Genomic DNA, 16,614 nt, shown 5'->3' with positions numbered 1-16,614 from the left:
GGTTAATCACACTCCAGTTCGAAGCGGCCAGCATGCTGAGCGCGCGAGCGGAAGTGAATCAAACCATTGGCAGTACGTTGCGACAGTTTGGGGCCTTTGGCCGAGCATCGCGAAGTGCCGGCCAAAGTGAAGTCCAGTGCTTGGTAACCCTTCAGCTCCAGTTCAATCTGCCAACGACCGTTACGTCGGGAGCGTTGCCAGCTAACGACTTGAGCGTTGGCGGAGTCGAGGATGGGGCCAGAGCTTGGTTCACGAGAGAGAACCAGTAGTGGATCACTACCGGTAAGATGAACAAAGCGCACCTCGCGTGTGTCGTGATACCCAGCTACCCCTTGGCTGAGGTTCATGTCTGGGTACTGGCTCTGACTGATGCGGACGGTTGAAGGTGAATGAACACCCCGCCAACGATAGCTGTTTTCATCCGGTTGCAGCAGGGTTGAGTAGTATTGCCCCTGAACACGCTCGGCATAGTCGCTCAGGTACAGCGGCGTCACTTGCTGTGACAGGGCGTATTCGTACACCTCCTGCAGCGCTTGAAGCGCTTCAGGCTTGGTACCGGAATAAAAGTGGTAATAGATGCCGATGGGCTTCAGGCGATTATGGTTTTCCAGAAGCTTGAAGGTATCAATCACGTTTCGGTAGCCGAAAAACGGACCTGTCCAAAGGTTGGTATAAAGGTTTTCGTTCATTACCGGTGCGTAAACCTGAAGCTCATCGCCTACCGGCCGTGCATCAGGCCAAACGCCGGCCAGCTCCGAGTCGAAACGAAGAGGGTGTGTGTCGCCGCCGTTAACATTCACCAGCCCCAGCTCTCGGGTTGCTCTCAGGGCCTCTGGCCCCGGGCGGGCATCACCGGTCCACAGGAATACCGATGCGGTTTTGTTTTTTGGTGCCAGACGCTTGTTGATGTAGTCGATGGAGTCGTTGATTTCCCGGTTAACGTGAGGAGTATACCGGGGAACATTCATCGCATAGCCGTAAAGCGTATCTTCCAAGTTTGGTGCTGTGTCTGAAGCGCCCTCAAGAATGGCCCAGAAAAAAGGATGACTGTAGGAATGGGATGCAACCTCGACGTTCTCCATTCTGAAAATATCGCGAGCACTGGCCTCAGCTTCAGCGCTGACATCGGGGTAAAGGCCATTTGGTGAGGTTTCGGCCTCGATGACCGACACCGTATGGGGAATGTCGAAGACTTTCAGAATTTTCTGCTGGATGGCTTCTGACCCTAATGGGCGGCCCGGTAGCTCGGCTCGTGATACCAAGCCGTCGCCATCAATGTGGGCAGTCAGGATACGCCGCCCGCTTTCGGTGGTGCTGTCGATAGCCGGGAAATCGTCCAGTTTCAGCGCTTCTCTAAGAAAGCTGAACGGATCGAACAGCCAGTAGGCTTGATCGTCCGGCCCTTTTTCAAAGATAAACGTTGCGGTGGCCACGGCGCCTTGGTCATGGGTATAGACCGGGCTGAAACGCGCGCCGGAAGCATCTGTGACCGTTAACCATTGATTGGCGGCGCTTGGCTGGGGTAACGGGTCAAAAGCGGTTGGGGGCAAGCGCGTACTCTCAAAGTTACCCATAGAAGGGTGTCCTTTGGATACCTTTAGCTCCCCTTCCGGGGTGGCAGTGCGGCGGCTTTGCATCAGTTTGTTGCACTGGGTTGCGGTGGGCCTCAGCCCGAACAGAACCACCGGGAAATCGGTAGATTGTGATTTGCTCGCCCAGCGACAAAACGCGGTTTTTCGTGCGCTGGTTTCCCACCAAGCCACAATGCCTACGTAGCGATCATCCAGCGGCTCTTTCGGCAAAGGCCGTGAGAGGGAGCGGTAAACCGGTACCAAGCCCAAGCGCTCGAGCACAATGCCCAAACGCCGGTGGGCATTACTTCGGTCAGCCTCGTTCTCCGGCAGGTCGTGATATACCAGTACGTGGCGTTTTTTGACGGCGGGATGCGTCGGGCCAAGGCGGTTCAGGTCGTGGTCCGCAACGTAGGGGATAAATCCGTCCTGTCTTAGTTGTTCCGACATTTCTCGCGCTTTGGCGCTTGTGTTGGCATAGTCAATCGCGATGATCGGCAGCTCGGGGTGGGCTTCACGCCAGTGGTCAAGTTGGCTGGCAAGCCACGCACGATCCTGCTCAGATACAGCGTAGTAACGACGCCCGCCGGCTTCGTAGCCGTTGCGCCATGACTCGAAGGCAAGTGCGTCGACCTGATCATGGGTGGATTCGGGCAGATGGAAGCCGCGATTGATGATGATCCGGCTATCCGGGAAACGCTGGCGGATGGCCGCAATGAGCTGCCCCTGAGCCTCCGCGAATGCTTGTTGGTTTTCTTTGCCTTCCCGGGTCAGCAGGTGGCTGTCCAGTGTGTCCAGAAACACGCCTCTGAAGCCGCGAGCCATGGCTGGCGCGACCAATCGCTCAAGCATGAAGTTCCGAACATTTTCTCGGCGGATATCCAGAACGTAGCTCTTCCAGGCGGTGTTTTCGCCCAGCACCCATTCCTTGCGTAAGCCTTTTGCGGCTTGGTCTGAATGGGCCATTTCGCCAGCGCTGAGGTAGGCAATCGGGCGGGTATGACCTTTGTTCAGGAGATCGAGGCGGGCATTAGTCGTTTGGCTTGGCTGAAGCACTAACCAGTCATAAACGTATAAGCTGCCTAGCGGAGCTTCGTGACCGTAGTAAAAGCCCACGTTGCGAGGTGGCGTTTGGCTTGCAGTGCTTGCTGCCAGTGTTTGTATCGACAACAACAGCGTTGTGATAAGTAGACAATATCGATACATCTTGAGCAGGGTAATGCCTCATCTTTTGAACGGGTTGGCGGTTCGAAATCTAGAGCACGCACCCGATTTCTTATGTCAGACAACAGAGGGTATAGCTATGCCAGCCCTGAAACAAGGCGCATATAGACTTTTGAAGTGAAGTGCAGCTACGGAACTTTGTGTTCTTGGCGCGGTCTTGGGCCTTATCTTTTTTGGAGGAGATGGTTTGATATGACAACCATTCGGTTATGGGACTTGCCTACGCGTTTGTTTCACTGGCTGTTGTTGCTGGCGATCGTGGGCGCGGTGATTACGATAAAAACAGGCATGCCCGAATGGCATGGCCGGTTCGGCTTGCTGGTGGTCGGTTTGTTGAGCTTTCGCATTTGTTGGGGCTTTGCCGGCTCAACCTACGCGCGCTTCAGTTCTTTCGTTCGTGGGCCTGTGAGTGTGGTCGAATACCTCAAAGGCCAGTGGCAGGGGGTGGGCCATAATCCGCTCGGCGCCCTGTCTGTGTTGGCGTTACTTGGGCTGTTCGGGTTTCAGGCGGTGACCGGCTTGTTTGCTAATGATGAAATCTCGTTTCAAGGCCCGCTGTACCCACTCATTTCTTCAGACTGGAGCGACACGCTGAGCAGTTGGCACCGGCTGACAGAATGGTACCTGTATGGCTTGGTTGCCCTGCATGTGCTGGCGGTAGTGTGGTATTCAATGGTGAAGAAAGACAATCTGGTGAAGCCGATGATTACCGGTAAGAAGCAAGTGGCGCCGGGTACTGCTGAGAATGCCACCGGGGGTGGTGCGGTAGCGTTTTGGGTGTCATTGGTGCTGGCAGGGATTGTCGTGGTTGGTGCCAGTGGTCGTTTGGTTTCGCCACCACCGGCACCGGAGCCGCCTCCCCAGAATCTGGGTTGGTAGAGGCGGTATCGGGCTTACTTGGCGCGGAAGTTGGTGTGGCAGGCTTTGCAGGTCTTGCCCACGGCTGCAAACTGACGCACTAAAGCGGCTTTGTCACCCGTAGCGGCGACTTCCTGCAGCTTGTTGGCTTCCCGGCCAAAGTTCATACCCACTTCGCGGGCCTTTTCCGGTTGCTCGAAAAATTCGGGTTTCAGGCGAGTGTTTTCAGCCTTATCCAAGGACGACCCGGGGCTGAAGAGCGCGCCCATGCCGGAATTGGCTACGGCTGCAATGGCATTGGCAGCGGCTTTCATCTGGTCGGCATTAAAGGCAACATCGCCGTCGATTGCCTGAGCTTTGATCTTGTCCATGTTCCAAGACATGAACTGATATGCTGCTTGCCGAGCTGTGATCTGATCTTCAATGCTCATCTGGGCAGCGGCTGGCATAGTGATCGACAGTGCTAGAGCAGCGGTGGCGATTAGGCGCGTTTTTTTCATTCTTGATCCCTCTCTATTTTGGTCTGGTCGAAAATGGTAAAAGCGTTTATAAAGGCGTGGTTCTAAGCATGCTACCTGTATAGACTCATCCCATGACAAATGTATGAGTTTAAAGTTCAACCCGGAGACGTTTCAGAATGGCAATTTGGACAGTAACCCCCAGTATTGAACAGATGACTGAGGCCAGCAAGAACACGGCGGTCGGTCATATGGGTATTGAATACCTCGAAATCGGTGACGATTATGTGAAAGGCCGAATGCCGGTGGATGAGCGCACCATCCAGCCGTTTGGCATTCTGCACGGGGGATCATCGGTGTTGCTGGCTGAAACCCTGGGCAGCATGGCGGCCAACTGTGTCCTTAAAGACAAGGGCACCGTTGCGGTGGGGCTGGACATCAACGCGAACCATATTCGCCCGGTGAGTGGTGGGTGGGTGTACGGCACTGCCCGTGCCCAACACATCGGCAGCGCGACTCAGGTGTGGGAGATTCGGCTGGAGAATGAGCAGGGCAAGCTGACCTGTATTTCCCGCCTGACCATGGCTGTGACCAAGCGCCGTTAACAGTTACGCGAGGCAGGGTCAGTCGGTATAGAGTGTTATTCGGCCTCGACCCTGCTCTTTTGACTGATAGAGTGCCCGGTCAGCTCTTTGGAGAAGCGCTTCCAGATCCTAGTCGTTCGGGTCGACCGTGGTGATGCCAAAACTGGCGCTGAGCTTGATCGTCTGGCCTTTGTGAGGTACGCCCAAGGAGTGGATGAGATTCAGGAGCTGCTCGGAAATCTGGCGGGCTTTTTCGGCAGATGATCCGGGTAATAACAGCACAAATTCCTCTCCACCCATCCGGGCAATCAGATCGGATTCGCGTAGCCGAGTTTGTATGAGTCCGGAGACTCGCTTGAGCACTTCGTCACCACCTTTCGTTCAGATCAGGTCCATTGATCGTTAAAGTATGGCCAGTGTGTCGTGTTTTTTCATGTTGAGTGCTCGGCTGATTGCGTCCAAATAGACAATTGGCCTGCTGACGAAGCCTCACGCCTTCAGGAACTAGTGTTTTATGAATTCAGCTGACTCGTCTTCGGTTTGCCCCTGTGGCAGTGGCAGGGAGTACGTGCGCTGTTGCCAGCCTTGGCATCTGGGCCAGCCAGCCACCTCGCCCGAAGCGTTGATGCGCTCAAGGTTCACGGCATTCGTGCTTAAAGATCCAGACTACCTAAGGGCAACCTGGCACCCGGATACCCGGCCTTCGGAGCTGGAGCTGGAGGGGTCGCCAGACTGGACATCACTGCAGATCATTGCAGCCAGTGAAAAGGGCCACCAAGGAAAAGTGCGCTTCCGGGCCGTATACCGGGTCGGCGCAGGTTGGGGCTACCTTGAAGAGCAGTCTGATTTCTTAAAAGAAGATGGCCGTTGGTACTACCTGAGTGGAGAGACCAGCGAAGGCCCGCTGAAGCCTGGCCGGAACGACCCTTGCCCCTGCGGTAGCGGCCGCAAATACAAAGTGTGTTGTCTGCGTAAGTGAGTGATTCATGAGCAAGGCGGTTTCGGAAACCAGTAAAGGTGTGGCGTATGGATTGGCGGCCTACACCATGTGGGGCAGTTTTCCGCTGTATTTCGCGCTCTTTGAGGGCATTCCCGCGTGGGAAGTGTTGATTCATCGGGTGGTCTGGTCCTGCGTATTTCTAGCCGTGGTTATTTCGCTGCTGAAACGCTGGTCTCCGGTTAAGGTTGCATTGAGGTATCCCAAACGTCTTGGTTTCGTGTTGGGGTGTGCCATTTTTATCGCGTTGAACTGGGGAATCTATATCTACGCGGTGGAAACGCGGCAAGTGATGCAGGCTAGCCTGGGATACTTCCTGACGCCTTTGGTTAACGTGGCCATGGGGATGCTGATTCTGGGCGAGCGCATATCCCGGCTGCAGTTGGTGGCCGTGGTGTTGGCGGCTGTGGCCATCGTCTACCAGATTGTTCTGCTGGGCGTTTTGCCGTGGATTACTCTGGCATTGGCGTTCAGCTTCGGAACCTATGGGTTGATGCGTAAGAAGGTCGATCTGGATGGTTTGTCGGGTTTGTTTGTGGAAACGCTTTTGCTGTTACCGCTTGGTCTGCTGGCGTTGGCATGGCTGTCGGCGCAGGGGATGTCTCATCTGACTGACAGTGCGAGCAGCGCACTGCTGCTGATGTCCAGCGGTATTGTGACGGCCATTCCGCTACTGGCCTTCGCCGGTGCTGCCCGTCGGTTACGCCTGTCCACCGTCGGGTTTCTTATGTATATCAACCCTACCCTGCAGTTTCTGATTGCAATGTATGTTTTCCACGAGCCGCTGGGTACTGAGAAACTGATCAGTTTTGTGATGATATGGGTGGCTTTGGCTATCTATTCCTGGTCGGCCTGGAACGGCAGGGCCCGGGCATGAAGCAGCCTATTGCCGGTTACCACAAAGATGATGAAAACCATTGGGTTGCCCAGTTAGGCTGCGGGCATAACCAGCACGTACGCCACGATCCGCCTTGGGTGAATCGGCCGTGGGTCATAACGCCCGAGGGTCGTGAATTCATGCTGGGGTTCGAATTGGACTGCAAAAAATGCGACCTCGGCGCACCGCCGGATGAACAGCCTTAAACCATGGTTTCCAGATAGGCTTCCAGTTCGTTAGCCAGCCAACCGACGACGGCACCACCTTGGGCCTGCTCCGTCTCCAGTGCACTGAAGACTTTCCACCACCGAGCACTCCGGTGCTTGATGGTCTTCAGTTGTTCTTTTCTTAAGGCTTCTGCGATCAGTGGCAAAGGCAAGTCGGCCCAGCCCGCGCCCTCTATAACGGCATCGCGAATCAATTCGTACTGCGTAAAAGCGAGATAGTTTGCCGTCTCTGGCGACTCCGCCACCAACTGTGCATCTTCCATATAGGCGATGGTGACTTCGGTGTGAGCTACGAGCTGGTCTTGTGTCACGCGCTTCAGCTGACACAGTGGATGATCGGGAGCAGCCACCGTGAGCATGCGCACGTCAGCTAGTTCCCGGAACCATTGATACCCCTCGCTCAGCAGTTCGGGCATCAGGCCGTAGGCAACATCCACGGACTGGTTGCGGACAAGGTGTGTGAGTTCTCTGGGTGGTGCGAGGTACACCGACAAGCTGGTTTGGGGGAAACGTTGTTTAAGGCGTTTGAGAAGGTCCCGCCAGATGACTTCCGGAATGGCATCGTCCCGAGCGATACGCAGCACTGACTCGGCGCCGCTCAGGTGGTGCTGGCAGCGGGACTGTATTTGCCCGGCCACTTGGTCAAAGCGCCGGCAGTCCGTCACGATCGACTGGCCGATGGACGTCAGGTGCAATTGATTGCCACTGCGTTCAAACAGGGCGACACCCAGCTCATCTTCTAACGCGGCTAAAACCGTACTGATGGTTGTGCGGCTGCGGTTTAGTTGGCGGGCTGCGGCTGCGATGCTGCCATTATCGACGATGGCCAGAAATGTTTTGATTTGAGATGTTTTCACGATCGTTTCTTTCCGACGGATTTTCCGTCGCTCAGTGACTCACGCCGGCAAAATGATCCCTTTAATATGGGCGTATATTAACAGGAGGTCAAAATGTTTACTTCTCTAGCGCGGGAAAATATGGCGCTAAAATTATCTGCAGTCGGGGCTGGCTTGTTCGCAGTTGCCGGTATCGTCTGGGGTCTTTGGGTAGATTCTCTGGTTATTCTTTTCGATGGCGCCTACTCCTTGGTCAGTTTGGCGCTATCGCTCTTGTCACTGTATGCCGCACGAATTATTCGCCGCCCCGCAACTGAAGACTATCCGTTTGGTATGGGTGCCGTAGAGCCGCTGGTTATTGCGGTCAAAGGGCTGGTTATTGGCTTGGTGTGTGTACTTTCGTTTGCCTCGGCGGTGGTGTCTATTTTACAGGGCGGCCGCCCGGTGGAGGCTGGCATGGCCCTGATTTTTGGGGCTGTCAGCGTTGTGGGCTGTTTGGTGGTCTGGATTTATTTGCGCTGGACCAGTCATCGCAATGGCTCTGGCTTGGTGCTGGCTGAGCAGGGTCAGTGGCTAATGGATACGGTCTTGAGTACCGCCGTGATGCTCGGCTTTGCTATCGCGTGGTTGATAGAACGCAGTGAGTGGTCCGCGTTGTCGGTGTATGCCGACCCGGTGATGATGCTTCTCATCTCGGGCTACTTCATGACCGTCCCTGTAAAAATGGTTCTGGGTGCTGTGCAGGAGCTGTTGCTAGCCGCGCCTGCGGAAGAAGCCATGGATGAAATTCATGACGCCTTGAAAGATCTTGGGGTGAATCCCGACGCGGTGAAGGTGGCTAAACTTGGGCCGAACCTGTTGCTGGAAGCGAAGTTGGTCCGCATAGGCTGAAACTAGATTCCGGGATGAAAAATTAGCTAGGCTACGCTTAAGTTGCGGTCGTATTGGCCGATACCCATGACAACTAAAGCCGCCAACATTAATAAGAACCCGGAGTCACAGACATGCCGCTTATAAGCAATATGCGAATACGAACTCGACTGCTAATCGGTGTGCTGGTGCCGGTACTTCTGACCGCGGCTGCCATCGCCTGGATTACCGCGACCCAAATCAATGCCATCGGCCACGAAGAACTTGAGCGGCTCGAAGCCGAACTCTTTGCTGCGAAAAAACAGGGTCTTCAGGATTTGATCGACGCGGTCGAGGATGTCGTCGCGGATGTGAAAAACGACACCGGGTTGTCTGTAGAAGAGGCCAAGAACGAGGCGCGCAAACGAATCCGAGCGCTCTCGTTCGGTGACGGTAACTACGTTTTTGCGTATACCCGCGATGTTTTCAATTTGGCTTATGCGCCGAATCCCGACAAAGAAGGCCCGACCAGCAACCCACAGGTCAGGGAGTTAGTGGGTAATCTGTTCCGGGCAGCAACTAACGATGGCTTTCACCAGTACGAGTGGCCGAATCCGGCATCGAATGGCGCAATTGAACCGAAACTGTCCTACACCACCTTGGTGCCTGGATGGGATTGGATGATTGGTGCCGGGGTCTATATTACCGATATTGAGCGGGTGTTGGCTGCCACCGAGCAAGATGTTGAAGACACCATTACATCCGCCATGTTGTTTATCCTGATTGCCACCATTGTTGTGGTGATCGTCGCGCTGATCGTGGGTTTGTTGATAGGTCGTACGGTCACAGTACCGCTGAAGAAAGTCAGTGACATGATGCAGGAAATCGCAAATGGCGACGGCGATTTGCGACAGCGCCTGCCGGAAGATGGCACGGACGAGCTGGCGGAACTGGGGCAGCGCTTCAACCAATTTGTGGTCAAGATGCAGAACACCATCCGTGAAGTGGGTATCACCACTGACCAAGTGGCCTCCGCCGCCGAGGAGCTCAGCCGGGTGGCGAATGAAACGAGCCAATCGGTGCAGGAGCAAGGCTCAGAAACCGATCAGATTGCCTCGGCGATTAATGAGATGGCTGCGACCATCCAGCAGATTTCGGGCAACACCAACGAAGTAGAAAGTGCAGCGTCGGATGCTGACCGCATGGCCCGTGAAGGGGGGGATACCATCGCCAGCGCCCAGGGCGCGGTCACGCAGCTATCTGGCGAAATCGAAAGCACCGCTGCCAGCATCAACGCGTTGGCCGAGAAGTCCGGTGACATTCAGCAGGTGTTGGATGTGATTCATGCGGTGACTGAGCAGACCAACTTGCTGGCACTGAACGCTGCGATCGAAGCCGCCCGGGCGGGCGAGCATGGCCGTGGCTTCTCTGTGGTTGCCGATGAGGTGCGCCAGCTGGCGAGGCGTTCGGCGGAATCGGCCGATCAGATCGGTGAAATGATCGGCGGCTTTGTGGCAGAAACCAAAGCCTCGGTTGAGCGGATGAATAATTCTCGCAGAAGCTCTGAGGAAACCGTTGAACGCATCAACCACGCGACTTCGGCGTTGAATACCATCGTCAATTCGATTGCTCAGATCCATGATCAAGTTACGCAAATTGCTACGGCTGCGGAACAGCAAAGCCAAGTCGCCGAAGAGGTAAACCAAAACGTGGTCCGGATCGTCGATGCCGCGCAACGAAGCGACACCGGCGTGACTCAAACTAATGAAGCCAGCCATGAACTGGCGCGCTTGGGTGAGAATCTGCGAGAGTTGGTTGCGCAGTTCAAGGTATAACGCGATTTGCGGGCTTGCTGGAGAGGGCTGGAGAGGCGAGACTAGTCGTTTATTGTGGTTTAATAACACGTTACAGCACGTGACCAATAGCGATAACAATGGAAGATTTTACTATGTTCATGCGTAATACTTTTCTGGCAGCCCTCGCCGCAGTTGCTGTTCTAGCCAGCCCGTTTGCGGCTGCAGACAAAACTTACACCATCCGCTTGGCGGAGACCTGGGGGCCAAACTCCGGCCTGCTGGGCGATACGTCCCGTAATATGGCGGCCATGGCTGAAAAAATGTCCAATGGTCGGCTTAAGTTTCGAATTGATTCCTCTAACAAGCACAAAGCGCCTTTCGGCATCTTCGATATGGTGCGTAACGGCCAGTACGATATGGGGCACACCGCCTCGTACTACTACAAAGGCACCATCCCGAATGCCATGTACTTCACCACCACACCGTTCGGTATGATTGCTCCGGAAATGTACGCCTGGTTCTACCATGACGACGGCATGGAGCTGATGCAGAAGGTGTATGAGCCGTTTGGATTGCTGTCCTTCCCCGGTGGTAATACCAGTAACCAGATGGGGGGGTGGTTCCGTAAAGAGATCAACTCGCTGGACGACCTGAAAGGCTTGAAAATGCGGACGCCAGGATTTGCTGGCGAAGTGATGTCAGAATTGGGTGTGGCGGTTACCAACTTGCCTCCGGGAGAGCTGTATACGTCCCTTGAGCGTGGCACCATTGATGCTGTGGAGTGGGTTGGTCCGGCGCTGGACCTGAAAATGGGCTTTCACCAGATTGCCGACTACTACTATTCCGGCTGGCAGGAGCCGAATGCGGAAGTTCAGTTCCTGATCAACCAGAAAACCTGGAACAAACTGCCGGAAGATCTGCAGGAAGTGCTGCGAGTGGCGATGCGTACGGCGGCTTACGACATGTACATCCAAAGCACGCATGAAAGTGGAGCTGCTTGGGCAAGCATGAAAGAGGAATACCCGAATGTAACGCACAAGGTGTTCCCGCCAGAGGTGATTAACGCCCTTCGTGAAACCACCAACCGTTTGTTGAATGAGTTCGCGGCCAAGGATGAACTGGCGAACGAAATCATTACCTCCCAGCGCGAATACCTACAGCAGGTTCGTCCTTGGACAAACATTTCGGACAAGGCGTATTTGAACAGCGTAGCTGACCAGTAAAACCGGCATGAAACGCCAAGGGGCGCGGGGTTGTGGAATACCCTGACGCCCCTTTTTGTTGGCCAGGGTTTCTGGAAAAATACGCCGCTAACTTTTTAGGCGGCGGCCGATGAAACAGACACTGCTTTCTTTGAGTAAACTCTCCAAGCAATTCGATGACCGCAAGGTGTTGGATTCGCTCGATCTTGAGATCTTGGATGGTGAGTTTATTACGTTGTTGGGCCCTTCCGGCTGTGGAAAAACCACGCTCCTCCGCATGATGGCCGGGTTCGAGCACCCGGATGAAGGTTCCATCACCTTGGGTGGCCAAGACCTGACCCACACACCTCCAGAAGCTCGTCCGCTGAATACCGTGTTCCAGAATTATGCGCTGTTTCCGCATATGTCGGTCTTCGACAATGTGGCTTATGGCCTGAAAATGGAAAAGCGCCCGAAGCCGGAGATCCAGCAGCGCGTTAACGAGGTGCTGGCCATGGTACAGCTGGAAGAGTTTGCCCAGCGCAAACCCCATCAGCTTTCCGGTGGTCAGCAGCAGCGGGTCGCCATCGCCCGGGCCGTGGTTAAACGTCCGAAAATGTTGCTGCTGGACGAGCCGTTGTCGGCACTGGATTACAAGCTGCGCCGGACCATGCAGGTGGAACTGAAGCGCTTGCAGCGAGAATTGGGCATTACCTTTGTGTTCGTGACCCACGATCAGGAAGAAGCCTTGTCTATGTCTGATCGCATTGTGGTGCTGAAAGATGGCTTGATCCAGCAGTTGGGCACCCCGCGTGAAGTCTATGAACGCCCTGCCAATCTGTTCACCGCCCGATTTGTCGGGGAAACTAACTTCTTCCCGGGACAAGTCGATACCCTCAACGAAGACGGTACCGTTATCGTCGATGTTTTCGGTTTGAAGCGCAGATTCCGTAAACCGGACTTTTCCGTTGCGGAGGGGCAGTCCTTGCATGTATTGCTGCGACCCGAAGATATCCGGGTGCTTGCGCCGGGTGATGAGGATGGAGTGGCTGGCAAGGTCGTGGAGCGCAACTACAAAGGCAGCACACTGGATTCGGTTATCCATTTAGCCGATGGCACCGAAGTGCTGGCATCTGAATTCTTTGATGAAGATGACCCGACGTTCGACTACCGTTTGGGCGAGCCGGTCCGAGTCAGCTGGGTTGATGGCTGGGAATGGTTGTTGCCGGAAGAGCCGTCGGTTGTGACCGAGGAAGACACCGTTGATGGGTAACACATTGCAGCAACCGTTCAGAACCGCAGTGCTGGTTCTGGTGTGGGGTTGGTTGTTGTTTTTGGTGTTCACCCCCAACCTGCTGGTGGTGGGTGCCAGCGTGATGACCCGGGATCCGAGCAACTTTATCGCGCTCCCGATCAATCTGGATGCCTACCGCCAACTGCTGAACCCGCTCTATCTGGATGTGTTTTTGCACTCCCTGTATATGGCGGCCATGACGACGTTGATTTGCTTGCTGATTGGCTATCCGTTTGCGTGGTCGTTGTCCAAAGTTGCCAGAAAGAATCGAGTATTACTGATCTTCCTGTTGATCGTGCCCTTCTGGACCAACTCGTTGGTGCGTACCTACGCCCTGAAGTTGATACTGGCAACCAACGGGCTGCTGAACAATGGTTTGATGGCGATGGGAGTCATCGATGAGCCCATGCAGATGCTGTATACCGAAGGGGCTGTCATCATCGGCCTGGTGTATCTGTTGTTGCCGTTCATGATTTTGCCGTTATACACGGTGTTCGAGGATCTGCGCGAAGACTTCCTGCGGGCTTCCCACGACTTGGGCGCGGGCCGTTGGTCAACGTTTATCCATGTCATCGTGCCTTTGACCTTGCCGGGTGTTCTGGCTGGCGTCATGCTGGTGTTGTTGCCGGCCATGGGCTTGTTCTTCGTACCGGACGTTCTGGGTGGCTCGCGCAACTTGCTGGTGGGTAACGTGATCAAAAACCAGTTCCTGGATGCCCGGAATTGGCCTTTCGGCGCGGCAGCCAGCATCATGTTGACGTTAGCCATGGCGTTTTTGATGTTTGCCCATCGCTTGAGTAAACGGCGAATCGGGGAGGACGGTGTATGAGCCGCTGGCTGCCACGGACCTACCTGATCCTTGTGTACGTGTTGCTTTATGTGCCCATTGCCGTGCTGGTGGTGTTTTCGTTCAACGATTCCCGCACCGGCTATGAATGGGGCGGGCTGAGCCTGCGCTGGTATGAGGCGCTGTTTAACAACCGTGCCATGGTTCAAGCCATGTGGAATTCCCTGTGGCTGGCGCTTTCGGCAGCGACGGTATCAACCCTGATAGGTGCGCTCACAGCTCTGGCCTTGCACCGGTACCGGTTCCGGGGCAAGCAAGTGCTGAACGGTATGCTGTTTATCGTGATGATGTCGCCAGAGATTGTTCTGGCGATCTCGCTGCTGGGATTGTTCCTGATGGTGGGGCTGCAGTTGGGTTACGTTTCCTTGCTGTTGGCTCACGTCACCTTCTGTCTGCCCTTTGTGGTCATTACGGTGATGGCTCGCCTGAGTGGTTTCGACGAGCGCTTGCCGGAGGCCGCCCGGGACCTGGGTGCCAGCGACTTCACCATGACCCGCACGGTATTGATCCCGGTGATCATGCCGGCACTGCTGGCGGGGTGGCTGCTCGGCTTTACGCTATCGCTGGACGATGTGGTGGTGAGCACCTTCGTCAGCGGCCCCAGTTATGAAATTTTGCCGTTGCGCATCTATTCTATGGTGCGAGTTGGCCTGAAGCCGGAAGTAAATGCCCTAGGTACGCTGTTGCTGGTGTTTTCACTGGTGATGCTGATGTTATCTCAATGGATCCTGTTAAGGAGTAAACGATGAAGAAACTGGCACTGGCCACGATGCTGGCGGTTGGTCTGACCGGCTGCAGCAGTTCTGACGAAACCCAAGTGTTGAACCTGTACAACTGGTCGGAGTACATGCCGCAAGAAGTACTGGATCGTTTCACCGAGGAAACCGGCATCCAGGTGGTTTACACCACCTATGACAGCAACGAAGCCATGTATGCGCGGCTGAAACTTCTGGACGACAGCGCTGCTTACGATTTGGCGGTGCCATCAACTTACTATGTGAGCAAAATGCGTCAGGAAGACCTTCTGATGCCGATCGACCGCAGCAAAATTGAAGGATTTGATAACTTGTCGCCAGAGTTGGTCAATCTGGATATCGATCCTGAAAACGCATACAGCGTGCCGTTCTTGTGGGGTACTACCGGTTTGGGCGTAGATACCGCCGACGTGGAAGGTGAAGTGACTGCGTGGGCTGACCTGTGGGATGAGCGCTTTGAAGGTCGCATCGTGCTGACCAACGACATGCGTGAAGTGTTCCACGTTGCTCTGCGAGTGTTGGGCTACCCCGGCAACAGCACCGATCCGGAGCAGATCGAAGAAGCCTATGAGAAGTTGACCGAGCTGATGCCTTCGGTCCGCACCTTCAACTCCGACGCTCCGCGTATGCCTTTCCTGGAAGGTGAAACCGACATCGGTATGATCTGGAACGGTGAAGCCGTGATGGGCCGTGAAGCCTTGCCTACACTGGACTACGTGTACCCGGCTGAAGGCATCATCGCCTGGTTGGACAGCTTCGTGATTCCGAAAAACGCGAAAAACCCGGAAGCTGCCCACCAGTTCATCAGCTTCGTGCTGAAGCCTGAAATCTCTGCGCTGATCAGTGAGGACATCGGTTACGCCACGCCAAACCTCGCTGCCCGTGAGTTACTGGACGAATCCGTGGCCAATGATCGTGCCAGCTACCCAACGGCTGAAGATATGCTCAACGCCGAATTCCAGACCGATATCGGTGAAGAGGCGTTGCAGGTCTATGCGAAGTATTGGGAAAAGCTGAAGTCTGGTCTTTAAAGCGTTTTAGCTCATCAGATTGAAAAAGGGAGGCTTAGGCCTCCCTTTTTCGTGGCAGGTTTTCACATAACCGTCATATATGGTCTATAACTTCCTGATAACAAGAAGTTAGCGAAGTACTTCGCCACTGAAATCAGAGGAAGGAACGACCATGAAAGCAAATAAAACACGGAACGCGGCACTGCTGTGTACCTCCCTGTTGGCTGCATCGGCTTCCAGTCCGTTGTTAGCCGAAGAGCTCCGGTTGATCACTTGGGGTGGTTACGCGCCGGACGAGGTAGTGGCGCAGTTTGAAGAAGAAACCGGCATCGATGTAAAAATCACGCTGTCGAACAACGAAGACATGATTTCCAAACTTCGTGCCACCGGTGGTGCCGGTTTTGATCTGGCTCAGCCAAGCCAAGACCGGATCGTTGGTGTTCAGCGCCAGTTCAATGTTTATAAGCCCATTGATTACAGCCGAATCAATACGGACCAACTGCAGCCGTCTATGGTCAAGGCCACTCAGGAAGCCACCGCGTTGAATGGCAAATCCTACGGCGTGCCGGCGGTGTGGGGCACCAGTGGTTTGATTGTGCACAGCTCTGTGGCAGATACCGTCAAGGATTACACTGACCTGTGTGATCCGGCTGTCTCTGGCAAAGTGAGTTACCGCCTTAAGCGACCGACCCTGATGGGCTTCGCCTTTGCCATGGGAATGGACCCGTTTGCGGCCTACAACGATCGTGACGAATATGCGTCGATCATGGCGAAGGTGGAAGACAAACTGATTGATTGCAAAGCCAACGTGAAAACCTATTGGACCGGTGGTGATCAGTTGCTGTCGCTGCTGCGTACCGAAGAAGTAACCGCGGCCATGGCTTGGGACGCTGGTGGCTGGAAATTGAATGCCGAGAACCCGGAGATCCAATTTGTTGCGCCGGAATCTGGTGCTTTGGGCTGGATTGATACCTTTGCGATTCCACGTCGCAGCGAAAATGAAGATGCGGCCTATAAGTGGATCAACTTCGTGATGCAGCCAGAAATTGCCGCGAAGATTACCAACGCTTCCGGCAACTTCACTGCGTCTAAAGCTGCCGATGAATTTGTGAAGGCGGATCTACGTGATGCTTACCGAGCGAGTTTTGACGAGCAAGCCATCACCAACATTAAGTGGTACCCACCTGTGCCGCCAGGACTGGAAGCCACCGAAGGGCAAGTGCTGGATCGTGTTCAAGCGGCGAACTGAT

Annotated in this window: 17 protein-coding genes; 13 read left to right on the top strand and 4 right to left on the bottom strand. The window is 54.8% G+C overall.

The features are described 5' to 3' along the window. Positions 1–2 precede the first annotated feature (2 nt). Positions 3–2,741: an endo alpha-1,4 polygalactosaminidase gene (locus ACNQ6O_RS12795; RefSeq protein WP_418053613.1), complete on the bottom strand. Its 2,739-nt coding sequence runs from the start codon at positions 2,739–2,741 to the stop codon at positions 3–5. A gap of 246 nt (positions 2,742–2,987) precedes the next feature. On the opposite strand from ACNQ6O_RS12795, the gene ACNQ6O_RS12790 reads away from it, so the two are divergent. Continuing rightward, positions 2,988–3,674: a cytochrome b/b6 domain-containing protein gene (locus tag ACNQ6O_RS12790; RefSeq protein ID WP_418053612.1), complete on the top strand. Its 687-nt coding sequence runs from the start codon at positions 2,988–2,990 to the stop codon at positions 3,672–3,674. Between the two features lie 14 nt (positions 3,675–3,688). Here the strand turns inward: ACNQ6O_RS12790 and ACNQ6O_RS12785 are convergent, their stop codons facing one another. Further along, positions 3,689–4,153 carry a c-type cytochrome gene (locus ACNQ6O_RS12785; protein ID WP_418053611.1) on the bottom strand — a complete coding sequence of 155 codons (465 nt, stop codon included), beginning with the start codon at positions 4,151–4,153 and terminating at the stop codon, positions 3,689–3,691. A gap of 137 nt (positions 4,154–4,290) precedes the next feature. Here ACNQ6O_RS12785 and ACNQ6O_RS12780 point away from each other — a divergent pair, with 137 nt between their 5' ends. Beyond that, positions 4,291–4,716 carry a hotdog fold thioesterase gene (locus ACNQ6O_RS12780; protein WP_418053610.1) on the top strand — a complete coding sequence of 142 codons (426 nt, stop codon included), beginning with the start codon at positions 4,291–4,293 and terminating at the stop codon, positions 4,714–4,716. 108 nt (positions 4,717–4,824) lie between these two features. Here the strand turns inward: ACNQ6O_RS12780 and ACNQ6O_RS12775 are convergent, their stop codons facing one another. Continuing rightward, positions 4,825–5,058 (bottom strand): GGDEF domain-containing protein, encoded by a 234-nt coding sequence (locus tag ACNQ6O_RS12775; protein WP_418053609.1) that lies wholly within the window; start codon positions 5,056–5,058, stop codon positions 4,825–4,827. 151 nt (positions 5,059–5,209) lie between these two features. Here ACNQ6O_RS12775 and ACNQ6O_RS12770 point away from each other — a divergent pair, with 151 nt between their 5' ends. Genes ACNQ6O_RS12770 through ACNQ6O_RS12760 form a run of 3 tightly spaced genes read left to right on the top strand, consistent with a single transcriptional unit; the run spans position 5,210 to position 6,775 of the window. After that, positions 5,210–5,674, top strand: coding sequence for a YchJ family protein (locus tag ACNQ6O_RS12770; protein WP_418053608.1), 465 nt, complete (start codon positions 5,210–5,212; stop codon positions 5,672–5,674). A gap of 7 nt (positions 5,675–5,681) precedes the next feature. Continuing rightward, a complete protein-coding gene (rarD, locus tag ACNQ6O_RS12765; protein ID WP_418053607.1) occupies positions 5,682–6,569 on the top strand; it encodes an EamA family transporter RarD in 888 nt (295 codons plus the stop codon). Next, a complete protein-coding gene (locus ACNQ6O_RS12760; protein WP_418053606.1) occupies positions 6,566–6,775 on the top strand; it encodes a DUF3565 domain-containing protein in 210 nt (69 codons plus the stop codon). Before rarD ends, ACNQ6O_RS12760 begins: the two co-directional genes overlap by 4 nt. Here the strand turns inward: ACNQ6O_RS12760 and ACNQ6O_RS12755 are convergent. Beyond that, positions 6,772–7,653: a LysR family transcriptional regulator gene (locus ACNQ6O_RS12755; protein ID WP_418053605.1), complete on the bottom strand. Its 882-nt coding sequence runs from the start codon at positions 7,651–7,653 to the stop codon at positions 6,772–6,774. The two genes, ACNQ6O_RS12760 and ACNQ6O_RS12755, sit on opposite strands and share 4 nt — an antisense overlap. A 93-nt stretch (positions 7,654–7,746) precedes the next feature. Between ACNQ6O_RS12755 and ACNQ6O_RS12750 the strand changes: the two genes are divergently transcribed. The 8 genes from ACNQ6O_RS12750 to ACNQ6O_RS12715 all read left to right on the top strand — a co-directional run bounded on the left by ACNQ6O_RS12750 (position 7,747) and on the right by ACNQ6O_RS12715 (position 16,613). Then, positions 7,747–8,523, top strand: coding sequence for a cation diffusion facilitator family transporter (locus ACNQ6O_RS12750; RefSeq protein ID WP_418053604.1), 777 nt, complete (start codon positions 7,747–7,749; stop codon positions 8,521–8,523). 113 nt (positions 8,524–8,636) lie between these two features. Next, positions 8,637–10,316 carry a methyl-accepting chemotaxis protein gene (locus tag ACNQ6O_RS12745; protein WP_418053603.1) on the top strand — a complete coding sequence of 560 codons (1,680 nt, stop codon included), beginning with the start codon at positions 8,637–8,639 and terminating at the stop codon, positions 10,314–10,316. Between the two features lie 113 nt (positions 10,317–10,429). After that, entirely contained in the window at positions 10,430–11,500 is a 1,071-nt protein-coding gene (locus ACNQ6O_RS12740) for a TRAP transporter substrate-binding protein (RefSeq protein WP_418053846.1), read from the top strand. A gap of 109 nt (positions 11,501–11,609) precedes the next feature. After that, positions 11,610–12,731 (top strand): spermidine/putrescine ABC transporter ATP-binding protein PotA, encoded by a 1,122-nt coding sequence (potA, locus tag ACNQ6O_RS12735; RefSeq protein WP_418053602.1) that lies wholly within the window; start codon positions 11,610–11,612, stop codon positions 12,729–12,731. Next, the gene (potB, locus tag ACNQ6O_RS12730) at positions 12,724–13,581 is read left to right on the top strand and encodes a spermidine/putrescine ABC transporter permease PotB (protein ID WP_418053601.1); all 858 of its coding nucleotides are present in this window, start codon (positions 12,724–12,726) and stop codon (positions 13,579–13,581) included. Before potA ends, potB begins: the two co-directional genes overlap by 8 nt. Further along, on the top strand, positions 13,578–14,348 hold the full coding sequence (gene potC / locus ACNQ6O_RS12725) for a spermidine/putrescine ABC transporter permease PotC (protein WP_418053600.1): 771 nt from the start codon (positions 13,578–13,580) through the stop codon (positions 14,346–14,348). Before potB ends, potC begins: the two co-directional genes overlap by 4 nt. Continuing rightward, positions 14,345–15,385, top strand: a complete 1,041-nt coding sequence (locus tag ACNQ6O_RS12720; protein WP_418053599.1) for an extracellular solute-binding protein — start codon at positions 14,345–14,347, stop codon at positions 15,383–15,385. Before potC ends, ACNQ6O_RS12720 begins: the two co-directional genes overlap by 4 nt. A 151-nt stretch (positions 15,386–15,536) precedes the next feature. Next, positions 15,537–16,613 (top strand): extracellular solute-binding protein, encoded by a 1,077-nt coding sequence (locus tag ACNQ6O_RS12715; protein ID WP_418053598.1) that lies wholly within the window; start codon positions 15,537–15,539, stop codon positions 16,611–16,613. The last annotated feature ends 1 nt before the right edge of the window (position 16,614 follow it).

The sequence above is a fragment of the Marinobacter sp. SBS5 genome (genome assembly GCF_048285575.1).
Classification (GTDB): Bacteria; Pseudomonadota; Gammaproteobacteria; order Pseudomonadales; family Oleiphilaceae; genus Marinobacter.
The sequence above is the reverse complement of the archived record's forward strand: the minus strand, read 5'-3'. Positions and strand labels throughout refer to the sequence as shown.